9 protein-coding genes and 1 pseudogene are annotated in these 14171 nt (G+C 59.3%); 7 read left to right on the top strand and 3 right to left on the bottom strand.

Going from position 1 to position 14171, the window contains the following annotated elements:
- Window positions 1–50 precede the first annotated feature (50 nt).
- Window positions 51–1328, bottom strand: a complete 1278-nt coding sequence (locus XH92_RS36505; protein WP_194456388.1) for a YiiX/YebB-like N1pC/P60 family cysteine hydrolase — start codon at window positions 1326–1328, stop codon at window positions 51–53.
- A gap of 60 nt (window positions 1329–1388) precedes the next feature.
- Window positions 1389–2936, bottom strand: a complete 1548-nt coding sequence (locus XH92_RS36500) for a Fic family protein (protein WP_194456387.1) — start codon at window positions 2934–2936, stop codon at window positions 1389–1391.
- Between the two features lie 738 nt (window positions 2937–3674).
- Between XH92_RS36500 and XH92_RS36495 the strand changes: the two genes are divergently transcribed.
- Genes XH92_RS36495 through XH92_RS36485 form a run of 3 tightly spaced genes read left to right on the top strand, consistent with a single transcriptional unit; the run spans window position 3675 to window position 6815 of the window.
- Window positions 3675–5048 carry a 7-cyano-7-deazaguanine synthase gene (locus XH92_RS36495; RefSeq protein ID WP_194456386.1) on the top strand — a complete coding sequence of 458 codons (1374 nt, stop codon included), beginning with the start codon at window positions 3675–3677 and terminating at the stop codon, window positions 5046–5048.
- Window positions 5045–6223, top strand: a complete 1179-nt coding sequence (locus XH92_RS36490; RefSeq protein WP_194456385.1) for an XRE family transcriptional regulator — start codon at window positions 5045–5047, stop codon at window positions 6221–6223. The genes XH92_RS36495 and XH92_RS36490 overlap by 4 nt, the downstream gene beginning before the upstream one ends.
- Entirely contained in the window at window positions 6168–6815 is a 648-nt protein-coding gene (locus XH92_RS36485; protein WP_194456384.1) for a hypothetical protein, read from the top strand. The genes XH92_RS36490 and XH92_RS36485 overlap by 56 nt, the downstream gene beginning before the upstream one ends.
- Before the next feature lie 11 nt (window positions 6816–6826).
- Here XH92_RS36485 and XH92_RS36480 read toward each other — a convergent pair whose 3' ends face one another.
- A complete protein-coding gene (locus XH92_RS36480; RefSeq protein ID WP_194456383.1) occupies window positions 6827–7219 on the bottom strand; it encodes a hypothetical protein in 393 nt (130 codons plus the stop codon).
- Between the two features lie 114 nt (window positions 7220–7333).
- Here XH92_RS36480 and XH92_RS36475 point away from each other — a divergent pair.
- From XH92_RS36475 to XH92_RS36460, 4 genes and pseudogenes are all read left to right on the top strand, one after another.
- Window positions 7334–8035, top strand: a pseudogene (locus XH92_RS36475) (recombinase family protein); the annotation flags it as partial.
- Between the two features lie 621 nt (window positions 8036–8656).
- Window positions 8657–10108 carry a Wadjet anti-phage system protein JetA family protein gene (locus XH92_RS36470; protein ID WP_246787935.1) on the top strand — a complete coding sequence of 484 codons (1452 nt, stop codon included), beginning with the start codon at window positions 8657–8659 and terminating at the stop codon, window positions 10106–10108.
- On the top strand, window positions 10098–10736 hold the full coding sequence (locus tag XH92_RS36465) for a DUF4194 domain-containing protein (RefSeq protein WP_194456381.1): 639 nt from the start codon (window positions 10098–10100) through the stop codon (window positions 10734–10736). The genes XH92_RS36470 and XH92_RS36465 overlap by 11 nt, the downstream gene beginning before the upstream one ends.
- Window positions 10733–14170, top strand: a complete 3438-nt coding sequence (locus tag XH92_RS36460; RefSeq protein ID WP_194456380.1) for an SbcC/MukB-like Walker B domain-containing protein — start codon at window positions 10733–10735, stop codon at window positions 14168–14170. Before XH92_RS36465 ends, XH92_RS36460 begins: the two co-directional genes overlap by 4 nt.
- Window position 14171: the final 1 nt, after the last annotated feature.

Below are 14171 nucleotides of genomic sequence, written 5' to 3'. Positions count from 1 at the left end.
AAAAGACCTCCACTCACCAAGACAGTGCGCCATTAAAATGCTGCCCTCCATCACGTCTTCCAAGACCTCAATAGAAAAGGCATCAACACATGGCCCATGCCGCGCCGAATTTCGAGGCAGTCATCGCAGAGACGCAATGATGGCACTCCGGGCATGTGCTCCGCGCCGTTGACTACACGGTAGGGCTTGGCAGGATCATCCCCGCATGTGGAGCAGATGTCGGTACGCCCCTCTACGGAGACGGCATGACGGGATAAAACTGCAAGCTTCGGCTCGACCCGATCGATCAACGACCACCAGTATTCAGTATGAGGCTCGATCTGTTCCATATGCTGTTCCAGCAGATCCAGGCAATGCCTTTGCAACCAATCATAAGCCACCTCCCTACGGCTCTGATCGTTACGTACCAACGTTTCATACAATGCAATTTCAAGGCGGAACGATTCTCGCGGGTGCTGCAGCTGGAGCGCCCGAAGCTGCACCAAATTGATCGAATAGCGAATTCCGCCGCTGTAGGCCTCCTTTACGGTGCCTATGCAATAGTCACGCAAGGCCTCGGGCGACGCGGAAAGATTATCGATCAGCCCACGGGTGTAGCGCCATGGGTGCTCCTCGACTTCAAATTTCCAAATGTTGAGATAACCACTTCTCTTGAGTGCAGCTGCAATCACCTGATCAGATTCTGGGCGCCTTACGAGAAGGTCGTATATATCATTGAAATTTTCTACGTTGGCGTGAACAGAGCGCGCGGCGTCCAGCACAGCGTTCTGTGCGTCATGCATGGCCTGGATCGGGTTCGGGCGACCGGATGTCCATGCGAGTTCGTCGGCGGATACGGGCTCAAACTCTACCGGAAGCTCTTTTAAGAGCGGGCTGATGCGCAGATCTTCCGGCGAGCAGTAATCCGCATCCGGCACAAGCTCTATGCCGGCCGTCTTGTATACGCGCGCTACCAGACGGGAGCAGAATTGCCGTTTTGATCTTGGCCTGCGGACTGCAGCAACTGATCGTGCGGCTTCGCTTTTAGAATAGCGTGCACCAATTTCGGATCGCGCATAGTCAACAATCCGCTCAAGCACCTCGCGATCAGGTCTGTCCTTCAGACGGAAGTGAAACGCCTTCTCGTCGTCCTCGAATAGTTCCCGTTGCAGATTACGTGCCTGCACCCCGCTTGAAGTCGAATCGATAAATGAACCATGCTGGACGCATATCATCGCGTGAGATACGACGCCTCCGGTCGTGAAGCGAATAGCTTTACTCACCTTGCCAGGGCGCGCTGTAAGAAGAATGTCTCCTGGCTCTACGCTGTCGATCTTGATGCGTTTCATCAATTGTCCAACCATCGCTGGAAATGGGTGGCCTTTCCGGTCTCTGAATGAGATCCGCCGTCAGTCACTTGCGGCTCCGCTTTGGCCAAAGGAGTCCGCGTACAATTGCTCAACCTTGGCAACTTCATCCTGGGTGAGCTCGGCGAATTCGTTCTCGCGCGCCCTTTTTGAAAGCCTTCCTTGATTCTGCCGCAGAAAGCCAAACAGATTGTTCAGCGTTCGCTCCGGCATGTCGATGATGCTTTCGACTCCGGACCGGAACGCATCGAAGTTGCGAAGGAAGCTTGTCTCGTTTGGAAGGTCCTGCTCGATTGTCTGCCGTACGCATTCGTATAGGAATTCCGCGTGAGGGGTCGCGTCGAAGAAGCGGTAAAAATCCCCGGTGTCGTTCAAGACCTTCACGTTGTTCTTTGGAGTCGCTTCCCATTGAACGCAGGGAAGTAGCCTGCTTGAGTAGCTTTCCAGCACGCCTTTGTACTCAATGATCCGGTCAAGGATTGCCGACGACACCGGAAAATGGACGCCAGCCGGATTGAACCCGCGCCGCGCAAGAACGTGGTGCATGAGATATCGGTGAATACGTCCGTTTCCGTCCTCGAACGGGTGGATATAGACAAAGCCGAATGCGAGCACCGCTGCCGCGATAACGGGGTCGAGTTCGCTTTCTGCGGCATGGTCGAATGCGATCAATCCTGTCATGAGATGGGCGATGTCTTCATGCCTCGCGCTGATGTGGTCCGGGATAGGCCGCTGCGTATCGCGGTCGTGCTCACCGACAAAGCCCCCTTCCTGCCGAAACCCAAGCTTCACGAAACGCTCGTCTCCGATGACAATGCCTTGCAGACGCAGGAATTCTTGCTCGTCAAGCGGCGCCCGCCCGGCTTCGCCGATGGCGCGGCCCCATCTTTGAATACGATCCTGGGGCGGCCTCTCTCCTTCGATGACGTAGCTGGACTTTGAATCTTTCAGCAGCAGGAAAGCAGCCGTGCGCGCGAGCAAATCCTTCGGAACTTCGCTTACGACTGCGCGCGCGCGCTCCTTCCAGTCCTGCGCGATGAATTCGTTCAGCGCAGGCGTCTTGAAAACGAGCGGGCAAAATTCCGGAGTGCCGGGAAGGTTGTTGCGAACGCGATGCCGAGCTGAATTCTCTCCTGTCCCCGCGAACTGGATATCTGTATCAACCGCGTCCACATATGAGACCTTGTCTGTAAGCGACAGCTTTAGCTCGCGGCCAAGCAGCCACTCGTACAGAAACCAGATACGGCGTGTGTAAATGCCGGTAGGCTTCTGCCGGACAAGCTCCGCGACATCTCCCTCTTTGACCGCGAGGAAAAGTCGCTTCAGGATAGCAAGGTCGAGTCCTTCATTCTTGAGGGCAAAAGTCAGGTGTCCTTCAAGCGAGGCTTCGGGAGCATGGCGCGGCGTGTATATGCGCCAACCATTCTGTTCAACGCTCCGGTGCTTGGTCCCTATGGCTGAAAGGATTCGGGGTACTGGGACGGAGAGCCTGTAAGCTCCAATAAGCGCGGCATAACCCGCTGGGACACCGGGCTCAGGCAATCGCCTGTCGTGAAAAACGCTCACCGATCCTGAAAATTCAACGCTCATTGTATTTCCTCTGAAAAATCTTCTCCGCTCTCCGAATTTTCTTCACCAGAGAGGCCAGGTTCGGAAAATCTATCTTAGTAGATGAAAAATCTACGCTCAATTCTTAAGTTGTGAAAATCATCCACTTCATAAGATTTGACATTGTCACTATTCTTTTAGTATAGTCCTGACATTGGAGCCCCCGATGAGCGATGGACCGCACAGAAGTCTCCCCATGAGGAGACATTGGAAGGACCTAGCCGAGCGAGCAGCGAAAGCGGCGTTCTCGTCGGATCAGGTTGCGGAAGGACTGCCTCATGCGCTCAAGAAGGACATTCTGAGCGCACCAATCGGCGAGGTCCGGGATATCTTGGGAGGTGGCACCCTGTTTCCAGATATGACGATCGAAAGACTGGAGGTGCTAAGGCAAGGCCACTATGGCTCTGCAGCGACGCACCAGCTTATCGACTGCGCAATCGAAGCTGTCGCCGTGGGACTGAGCGGCGAGACCGCTACCGAAGCTGCCTTGGCGAATGCGTTGGAAGGCGCGGCACGCGACCACATACGCGGCATTGAAGAGCACTATCAACGCGAGGCTTCTTCCCGCAGCGCCGGGTTCGTTCGGGTCCGCTTAGACGGGGCCCGACAGCAGCTCGATTGCGGAGGTCTCGCCCGAGAGCTCATGTCGTTTACTAAACTGCCCTCCCAGCGGTCAGTTACGCTGCCTCGCCAGTCGGGGATAGATGAAGGACCGCCACTATGACCATTACGTGTTACAAGCCGAAGATCAGTGAAAGAGCGGTTGATGTGGTTGAGGCGGGTCGCCGCCCTCGGAAAGGCCGTATCGGACTTGAGCTCAATCGTGACCTTGAGTTCAGCACCGATGCCCTGCGATCCTTCGCGTTCGCGCGATGGGAGCCGATGATTTACGACGCAATGGTCGTCGCCGCCGCGGTCGAGTTTTCTGATCGCGCCATCAAGCGTCCGGCGCGAGGCTGGCCCCGAAAAATTGAACTGCGCATCCCCGTGCACGATCCAATGCGCTGGAGCGATACCTCCGTTTCAGGATCGTTGCACGAAGTGTTGGGATTCCTGACCGGCGATCTTTGGGAGATTGAGTTCGTCAAACGGGCTAAGACCGAACCCTCTCCGGCGCAAGAGTGCCTGCAGATCCCTCGGCCAACGAAAGCCGTTATCGCATACAGCGACGGCATGGACTCGCGAGCTGTGGCCGGGCTTCTTGGAAAGACGCTCGGAAAAGAACTTGTTCGCGTGCGCGTCGGCGCTAAGGCTTCGGGAAAACCTGTTGTCGACGGACGATTGCAGCCTTTCACGAGAGTGCCGTACAAATTCAAATCAGCTCTAACGAACGGAGAAACGACGGCAAGAAGCCGCGGTTTCAAGTTCGCGCTGATCAGTGGCCTTGCGGCCTATCTGACGAACGCAAGCGACATTCTTATTCCCGAAAGCGGGCAAGGTGCAATTGGCCCGGCGCTAGTGACTGTAAATCATGGGTATCCGGACTACCGGAACCACCCGAGGTTCACGCGACTGATGAGCCGCTTCTTGAATGCGCTCACGGGCCATGCGGTTGAATTCAAATTTCCTCGCCTCTGGAATACCAAGGGAGAGACGCTGCGCGAATTTGCAGCTATGCCGGAGGGTGATTCCTGGAGAGACACGAAGTCGTGCTGGCGAGACAGTCGTTGGAGCGCGCTTAACAAAAGAAAACTTCAATGCGGCGTATGCGCGGCCTGCATGTTGAGGCGAATGAGCGTGCACGCGGCGGGCCTTAGCGAAGAGCCGGGAAAGTATATCTGCGAAGACTTGCGAGCTCCTACCTTTGCCGAAGCAATCCATCCGGACTTTCAACGAAAAAGCGCGGCCTTCGAGCAGTACGCCATCGCTGGAACGCTCCATCTTGATCACATGGCAGATATGGCAGAGGAAGATGCTCGTCCAACCGTCCGCCGTCACGCCGTGTTGACCGGAATGGCACTTGGGCTATCAGCCGAGGATGCCGAAGAAAATCTTATAGGCATGCTTGAACGGCATGCCGCAGAGTGGAACAGCTTTGTGAATGATCTGGGAGCGCGCTCCTTCATCAGGAAGTGGACGCGGGCAAGTCAATGAGCGGTGAACGGCTAACGGACGTGGAAATCGGGGAGCGGCTGCGAGTCGCGCGCGAAAGCGCAAAGCTTACTCAGGCAGATGCGGCTGCGCAGGTCGGCGTGGTGCGAACCACCCTTGTAGCCATTGAACAAGGCAAGCGACGCGTCCAGATCGATGAACTTCAAAAGCTTGCGAACATCTACGGCACTTCGGCCAACGCGTTGCTGCGCCGCGAAGCCGTTCATCTCGATATGATTCCCCGCTTCCGCAAGCTTGCAGAAAATGAGGACAGTGGGGTCGAACGGGCGACCCGATTGTTGAACGACCTAGTCCGCGCGGAATTGGAGCTGGAAAACGCGCTCGGCGTAACCCGCACCCGAAACTATCCGCCCGAACGCCCCATATTGCCTGGAGACGTGCGCGCTCAGGCGGAGCAGGATGCTCAGGAGTTACGAGACTGGCTGGGACTTGGCCCCGGTCCAATCACCGACATTGTGTCCATTCTCGACTTGCAACTCGGCGTCCGCGTCTACGTGCGGCCTCTGGATGGCAAGGTTTCCGGTTTGTTTGCTTTTGACGAGTCGGCGGGCGCTTGTATTCTACTCAACTCCAATCATCCCCCGGAACGCCTGAATCAAACCGGAGCGCATGAGGCCGCGCATCTAATCTCGACGAGGCGTCAGCCGGAAGTGCTTACTGAGGACGAGCGGTTCACGTCGCGAGAGGAGCGATACGCTAACTGTTTCCAGCGATCCTTTACGATGCCCGCCCGGACCGTCCGACAACGTTTCGCGGAGATCACGGCAGGTCAGTCTCATTTGACGCGGCGTCACATCATCCTTCTCGCGCACGCGTTGCACGTATCACGAGAAGCTATCGTCCGGCGTCTTGAGGAGCTGAAGCTAGCGCGTGAGGGCACCTGGGACTGGTTCACTGCCAATGGTGGGATTACCGACGATCAGGTCTGTCAGGTACTAGGCGAATTGCCGGACCGGAAGACCTATTCTGCTCGCGCGCAAGGAGCTGTGCCGCCCAGACTAGCCTTGCTTGCGCGAGAGGCATCGAAGAAGGAAATATACAGCGAGGGGCAGCTTGCGCGTCTGCTCCATCTGGATCGTCACGAGGTGAGAGTGCTTCTTGATGGTGTGGAAACTGAAGAAAGCGAAGCGAATGAACTCGTCAAGCTTTCCCCTTAGTCCACACATAGCACTCGTCGCCGACGCAAGCGTTGTCATTAATCTGAATGCAACGGGCCGTGCTGCTGACATCATCAACGCACTTGGAAGCCCCTTCTTTGTGACAGAGAACGCTTCTTTCGAGTTGGCGAACGGATCGACAAAGGGGCACCGCGATCATGACCGCCTTCTGGAACTCGCCGATGCTGGATTCATCCGAACGCTATCGGTACAATCCACCGGGGCACGGATTTACGAATCCCTTATCGATGGCTCAACCGCCGCTACGCTAGACGACGGAGAGGCAGCCACGATAGCTTGTGCCTATGAAATATCAGGAATTGCTCTCATTGACGAGCGGAAGGCAAGAGCGATCTGCCGAAGCTCCTTTCCCAAACTTCCGGTGCTGTGCACCGCAGAGCTTCTGATCCACGATCTGATTGCCGACGGCCTGAGAGCCGACGGACAGGCCGATGCCTTGGTGAAAGCGCTCACGGCGGCAAGAATGCGCGTGCCGCCCGAGCTCGTTCTTTCGGTTACGGGCCTCATAGGCCCTGAATGGGCAGCGAAATGCCCAAGCCTCCCGAAATCAGCGCGCCAGACGGCGGCCTAATCGGCCAATCTTTACGGTTTGCGTGGCTTTTTCTTATTCTTAAAGAAATTGTTCCGAAGGTGAAGATTCATTTGCGCCATCACCTCCTTCGGTTCGAGGAAGTCGGCAATGTAGGCCCAGACCTTGTCCATATCTATCAGATCGGCATCGGTGAAAATCGAGGCAAAGATGCCATGCTTCTTGAAATAGGCCTTATGCTTGGCCATTTCCTTGTCGAAATTCGCACTTGCCTCCGCGTTGATGTCCTTTTGAAGTTTGCCCTTTGTCGCCGTGAGCTTGCCATGGCTGGACCAAGGCGACAGCTCGAAGCCTTTTTTCTGCATCGTTGATCCGTCGATGATGCAAAAATCCAACCGATACTTGTGCGCCTTGGCGCGTCCCTCAAATCGAAGTTCGGGAATCAAGAGCGGCACTTTGAGCGGATGCGCTGATCCGCGAACGAAGGCGCTGTACCGTGCCGCGATATCAACCTGATATTTTGAGCCGCTATGTCGAACGATGATATCCTCTAAAAAGTCCTAAGGCTGGTCAGCATCACGCAGGATCTCGGCGATGATCCTATGAGCGTGATGGTGCGGCAGGTGTTCGCGCTGTTCGACGAGTATCAATCGAAGGAGAACGCGAAGCATACTTTGCGCGCGATGCAGGAGAATGCGCGTCAGGGATTCTGGAACGGATCGAAAGCGCCTTACGGCTATGCGGTGATCGATGCCGAACAGCGCGGCGCGAAGACGAAGAAGCGCCTCGCCATCGATCCGGTCGAGGCCGAAGTCGTGCGTCTCATGTTCAAGCTCTTCCTCAAGGGTGACGGCACATCCGGCCCCATGGGCGTGAAGGCTCTCACCTGCTGGCTGAATGAGCACGGCTACCGCACGCGCGTCGGTGCGCGCTGGGGCATTGGCCCGCTGCATCAAATCCTGACCCGCGCGACCTATAAGGGCGAGCACCGGTTCAACCGCAAGGTCTGGAAAACGCGCGAGGCCAAGCCTGAAGCCGATCAGGTCGCGGTCGCCGTTGATCCCATCATCGACGCTGCGACGTTCGATGCCGTGCAGGCGATGCTGAAGGCCAAAAATCCGAAAGCAACGCCTCCGCGCGTGGTGACGGGGCCGATCCTCCTCACGGGCATTGCGACCTGCGCAAGCTGCGGCGGCGGCATGACGCTCCGTACCGGTAAGTCAGGCCGGTATCGGTACTATACTTGCGCAACGCTTCGACAGATGCACTGGCCAATGCATTCTGTCGGTATCTTGGGCTGTCGGCTCCGCCATGCAATGTCATCGCCGCGGCGATCGAGGCCGACCCCCGCGTGGCACGAACCGACGGTAGGCGGATTTTGAAGGACAGCCAGCACATGAGGCTCCTACACCCGTTCGCCGAACCGGCGTCGCGCGAGATGCGGTGACGAACCGGGGGAGCGAAAAATCGCCTGGCGTGTCCTTCGATGCCGGCCAAACAACACGGTTTGCAGACCAAGTCTTTGGGCAGTCTGTTTCGAATTTCCTTAGGGATGTCATCGGTTTCAATCCATCTCCAGACTACTTTTGCTGATGTTGCCGGCGTGCGGGCGCGATCTCGACATTTGGAGTCTCGACAGGGACCATTCGGCACGTTATAGAGGAACATACCATGAACTGATCCCTCCGGGTTGCGCACGCCCCGTGATACACGTCAACTAGAGCATTCCCCGGCAGATCATAAGCTTAGGTGTCGGCTCGCTCTGCCTTCATCGGGATGACGCCGACCCTAAGGAGTCGTGTCAATTGTCCTTATTCCGCCATTTGCATGACGACGCGTTTTTGGCCTTTTCGCGAGATCACAAGCACCTCTACGCGGCTTGTTTGCTCGATCTCCATGAACGATACTTCACCGGCTCGCCGGCGTTTCCGACCCCGCAGCAGGTCGTTCACGCGATCTACGACGTCATGCGGGCTAATACTACGTTATGGAGCGAAGGTGACGATTTCGGCAGTCTGCCCGAGATGGTATCGGCGGGGCGCCGTCGGATAAGGAAGGCGGATGTCGCGTTCGCCTCCGAGAGGGGTGACAAGGCGCTCGCAATGGCGCGCCAGCTATACGCTCGGCTCGTCGCTTGGGGATGGCTCGAAGAGGAGGAATACGGGCTCCGGGTCACGGTCGACATGGCCATGGGCCCGCTGCTCGTCATCCAGCGGCTGGCGAGCCTCAACAAGGACCTCTCGCAGCGCTTCGGCGGTCTCATCGTCCAGATCCGACTGAATCTTGAGGCAGTCGAAAAGCTCACTCCGCAAATCACCGACCGCAAGCAGCGCGAAGCTGCGTTGGCCGTCCGCGAGGCGCGCAATCAGGCCGACCAGTTCACCAAGAGCCTGCGCGCCATTCTCGCCGATCTCAAACGGATCCGGCGGACTGTCATGGAATCGAAGACCGTCGGCACTCGCCTTGAGGCGTTCTTCGAGGAGTTCGTGGACCAGTTGCTGCTGAAGGATTTCGAGTCCATCCTCACCGTCAATCATCCCTACCGGTTCCGCGATGCGATCGTCGATCTCGCGCGGCGGATTTCCTACACGCCCGAGACGATGCAGGTGCTCGCGGAAGAGTACGCCACCAACAGCATGGCTTCCGACGTCGAGGACGGGCGGATGGCGGCGGCGGACGATCTCTTGGCCGTCGAAAGCATCTTCGAGCAGATCGGCGAGATGTTCGAACGGATCGAGGCCTTTCGCAGGCAGCTCGAGGCGCGCGTCCGCAACACCATCAAGTACGCCGAGCGCGGAGCACAAGGACTCGTCGGCCGCGCCGGCGACCTGGTGCGCCGGCTTGACGCACTGCTGCGCAGCGGCAGGCACGGCGAGGCGACCGTAGAGTGGAGCATCGAGCCGATGCGGTCGCCGTGGTCGGAACATCATCAGGCACCGGCGAGGCAGCCCCGACGCCCCGTCGAGGCCAGGGAGCTCGCCGCGCCGCCATCGGATCCGCTTTACGAACTGCGCAAGCAGCTTCGCCTGGAGTACATCGCCCGTATCGCGCCCCGGCCGGAGGACGTCAGGAGATTTCTCGAAGAGCAGGTACCTCCATTCGCGACGAAGGAGGCCCGTTTCATGGAGATCGATACCGTCGATGATTTCCTCGCCTTCGATTGCGCCCGCCGTTACGCACTGACCGGCGAAGTGCCGCCACAGATCGGGGCCTGCTTTGATCTAGCTCCCTCGCCTGACACGCCGCCGCACGATAGCGAATGGCTCAGCTGCGCGAACTTCGTGGTCACGCGGTCGGGCGCGTTCCGCAAGGAGAGGGCGGCAAATGCTCAGTGAATTCGAGAACATCGAACGATCTGCCGGCTCGGAAAAGGCGGCCGATCTCCGGAAGGCGCTGCATTTCCTGCTGCGGCGGCAGTTCGTGTTTGCCGGCGACCCCCGTACCGGGACGGTCTACAACACGATCATGGACGGTCGCTTTCGCGACGTGATCGACGGCTTCTTCGACAGTTGCGGTTTCCGCGTCCATCGCGATCCGGAAGCGCAATGGGCCGGCATCGTCGCCATGGACGAGGACGTTCCGCTGCCCCGCATGAAGCTCGACGAGACCATCGTGATGTTGGTGCTGGCGGCGTACTGGCAGCAGGAGGTGAACGTCGGAGCGGTCGAAGACCGCGCGGTCGTCGTCGCCACACTGAATGACCTGTTCGACCGCTATCGGGAGATGGCTCAGCACAGCGGCGGAGGCGCGATCTCGCCGGCACGCTTCCGCGACATCCTGCGCGAGGCGGCCCAGCGCAGCCTCATCGAGATCGGCGACTTCGACGATGAGCAGCAGGACTGCGAAGTCAGGCTCCGTCCGATGATCAAGCTGATAAGCGGCGGCGACGCCCTTCAGCGGCTCGAGCGCTACGTTCGGAGCGAGGAAGCTCGGCTGCCGCAGACGACGGGAGATGACGCATGATGGAGCTGCGCCGCCTCACGATGGTGAACTGGCACCTGTTCGACGTGGCCGACATCGAGGTGAACGCCCATGTCGGCGTGCTCGGCGAGAACCGTTCCGGCAAGTCGACGATCCTCGACATGGCTCAGGTCGTCCTGACGGGCGGCAGCCGGCGTTTCCTGCGTCTGAATGCCGTTGCCGGCGACGGCGGAAAATCGCGCAGCGCCTCGAAGCGCAGCGTGGTCGACTACTGCCTCGGCACGCTCGGCGAGGACCAACGTCGCCGCGACGAAGCGCGGACCTACGTCGCTCTTAGCTTCGAGGACACGGACGGAGTTCGGCCGCCGATCACCATCGGTATGGCGCTCGAGGCCCGCAAATCCGATAGCCGTGAGACCGTACTGGCGCTGTTCATCACGGTCGGCGCGACGCTTACGTCCAAGGATTTTATCGAACAGCGCGGAAAGTCGTTGTTTCCCGCACAATGGGAGGACGTGCGCGCACGCGTCGTCGCGGCCGTGGGCGAAGGCAATTTCGTCAATCACCGCGACCGGGCGAGCGATTACGTCCGCGAGTACATGCGCCATCTCCTGCCGCACTCGCCGTACGGCGAACAGAATGCCGCCGCGCTGCAGAAATCGATCGTCAACGCTATGACGCTCGACCACAACCAGACCGCCACGCAGTTCGTGCGGAACTACATCCTCGAGGACAGTCCGATCGGCATCAAGGAATTGCGCGAGTCGATCCAGACTTACCGGAACATCAGCGACACTATCAAGAAAATGCGGCTCAAGCTGGAGGCGCTCAAGCAGCTACGGTCGATCCTCGCGACCCTGGAAGAAGCGCTGGAAACCAAGTTCCGCGAACAGTGGATTGCCAAGCGTGCGGAGTGGCTCGCGGCTCGCGCCATCAACCGCGACTTCAGGAGCAAGCTCCGGAGCGCGGTCGCGCAGCGCGATGCGGCGGCTGAAGAGCTAAAGTTCTTGAAGGAGGATATCAAGGGTATCGACACCGAACTCCAGCGGCTTACGGAGGCCATCGCCGAGCACGACGCCAAGACCGGCAGGAAGGGCCTCCACCAGGCGGTGGCCGTCGCGGAACAGTCGGTGCAGCGTGCGGCGGCCGACTTCAAGGCGCGCCTCGAAACAATCCGGCGGCTGGAGCCACTGCGGGCGATGCACGGGCGCGGTTTCGACGATCTCATTGCAGTCGTGGACAGGCTGCTCGCCGCCGTCGGTGCCGCATCGGCTGAGCGCGTTTCTGACGAACAGTCCTCGGCAGAAGCCGCCGTGACGGCGATGGGGGTGCAGCGGCTCGTGCAGCTCGACGAGGCGCGCCAGACGCTCATTGCGCGGCTTTCCGCTCTTCGCAGCCAGCGAAACGATATGCTTGAGCGGATCCGCCAGCACTCCTCGGGAGGACCGCGGGCGCATCTTGAGCCTGACACCGAGCGGCTCTGCCTGAAGCTCCGGCAGAAGGGAATGGCGCCGCGGGTACTCTGTGAACTGATCGAAGTTGCCGATCCGGAATGGACGGGGGCTGCCGAAGCGCTCCTCGGCCGCGACCGCGATGCGGTATTCGTCGATCGAGCGGACATCGGCGCGGCGACTGCGATCTTCAAGGAAGGGCGGCGCGAATTCCGGCGCACGTCTCTGGTGAGCTTGAACAAGCTGGAGCAGTTCAGAGCCAAGCCGGAGCGGGGAACGTTTCCGTCGATCTTCCGTACGCAGGATCCGGACGCGTTGTCGTTCATCATGCGCCGTTACGGTTCCGTGCGGCTGGCGGACACGCTGGATCAGTTCTATAGGCCCGGCCGCGCCATCATGAAGGATGGCCTCTACGACGACGGCCTGGTCCGCAGTCACCGGTCGATCAATGCTTCGGAGCACAAGATTGGCAAGACGGCGCAGCAGAACGCGCTGCGCGTCTTGCAAGAGCAGGCGGACGACCTCGATCAGTCTCTGGAGCCGGCGGCGAAGGAGGCCCAACTCGCCGAGAGCGCCTTCCTGGCGTTGAAGCTTCTGTGCGATTCTCCGGCGGGCGACTTGAAGACGTGCGCCGCGGCTTTCGCGGCGGCTCAGTCCGAATGGGCGGATGCGCAGGCAAAGCTCGCCGCCCTGGACGAGGCCGGCGACGGCGGTCTCCGCGACAAGAAGACCGCCCAGCTGAACCTCAAGCAGATCAGGACTGACGCACGCGAGGCCCAGCAGATCCTCTACAACAGGCATAGCAGCGAAGCGGATAGGGCAAAGGAAAGACTCGGCGACGGCGAAAACGTGCCGGGCTCGCAGCTCAACCTGCGTATCGCCTGGGCGCTGTTCCTCAAGAACCTGCCGTTATATGCGGTGGCGAAAGGCAGGCCCGTCTACCGGGCGCGTCTCGATGGCCGCGCGAGCAGGAACGAGGTCGATCGGCATCGCGCCATCGCCGATAAGGCCGTCAAGGATGCCGAGGGTGCCAACGACGACCGCATCAGAATCGAACGGCAGGTGCGCGAATTCCTCAGCGGCTTCTTCGAGGAGTTCACTATCAGCTCCCAGATCGGCGTCGAGAGCGAGCCACTCCAGGAGGTGCAGCCTTGGATGGCGCAGCAGATCGCCGACATAGAATCCAACGAATTGCGTCAATATGAACGTCAGGCCCGCGAAGCGGCGGAGAAGGCCTCGACCCTGTTGCGCGGCGAGTTCATCAACGCGTTGACTGCGCGGATCGGAAAGATGGACCGGGAGCTCCGGTCCCTGAATCGGAGCCTTGAGGCGCATCCCTTCCATAACGAGAGGTATTCGTTCCACAGCGCGCAGGTCGTCGAATTTCAGCCTATTCTGAAGATCATCGAGATCGCCAGGACGTCTCCGGAGGCGCTGGACATGCTGTTCCGCGGCGACGTGCCGGAAGACTTCCCGCACAAGGACACGATCCTGGCACTCGAAGCGTTGCTGGAAGATAAGGAGAAAGATTTCACGCAGTTCGAGGACTACCGCAACTTCTACACCTTCGAGATCCACATGGAGGACGTCGTCACTGGCCGCAAGACGCGCTGGGAGCAGCGGCGCGGTACCGGGTCGGGAGCCGAACAACAGGTGCCTATCTATGTCGCTATCGGTGCCTCGCTCGCAGCCGTCTACGGCAGCGCCGAGCGGCGTGCCGGCAAGCCGGTGGGCTTCGCGCTCGCCATGTTCGACGAGGCGTTCTCGAAGATGGACGGCAAGAACCAGCGCCAGATGATGAGCTTCTACAAGAACCTCGGCCTGCAGTTCGTGATCGCAGCCCCGTTCGAGAAGCGGGTCGCGGTTCTAGAGCACATGGACACGATCGTGGAGGTGGACCGCATCGGCGAGCAATCGCGAGCGACCGTTGTGTCGCTGAAGGAGAAAGCCAAACGCGAACTCATGGCAATCGATCCGGACCTGATGTCGGACGACGACCTCGCTCGCCGACTCGCCGCTGAATAGC

It is taken from the genome of Bradyrhizobium sp. CCBAU 53421 (assembly GCF_015291625.1).
GTDB lineage: Bacteria > Pseudomonadota > Alphaproteobacteria > Rhizobiales > Xanthobacteraceae > Bradyrhizobium.
The sequence above is the reverse complement of the archived record's forward strand: the minus strand, read 5'-3'. Positions and strand labels throughout refer to the sequence as shown.

Bases quoted from the DNA above. Each gene is read 5' to 3' on its own strand.
- XH92_RS36505 (WP_194456388.1), bottom strand. From the start codon at position 1,328: ATGAAACGCATCAAGATCGACAGCGTAGAGCCAGGAGACATTCTTCTT.
- XH92_RS36500 (WP_194456387.1), bottom strand. From the start codon at position 2,936: ATGAGCGTTGAATTTTCAGGATCGGTGAGCGTTTTTCACGACAGGCGA.
- XH92_RS36495 (WP_194456386.1), top strand. From the start codon at position 3,675: ATGACCATTACGTGTTACAAGCCGAAGATCAGTGAAAGAGCGGTTGAT.
- XH92_RS36490 (WP_194456385.1), top strand. From the start codon at position 5,045: ATGAGCGGTGAACGGCTAACGGACGTGGAAATCGGGGAGCGGCTGCGA.
- XH92_RS36485 (WP_194456384.1), top strand. From the start codon at position 6,168: ATGGTGTGGAAACTGAAGAAAGCGAAGCGAATGAACTCGTCAAGCTTT.
- XH92_RS36465 (WP_194456381.1), top strand. From the start codon at position 10,098: ATGCTCAGTGAATTCGAGAACATCGAACGATCTGCCGGCTCGGAAAAG.
- XH92_RS36460 (WP_194456380.1), top strand. From the start codon at position 10,733: ATGATGGAGCTGCGCCGCCTCACGATGGTGAACTGGCACCTGTTCGAC.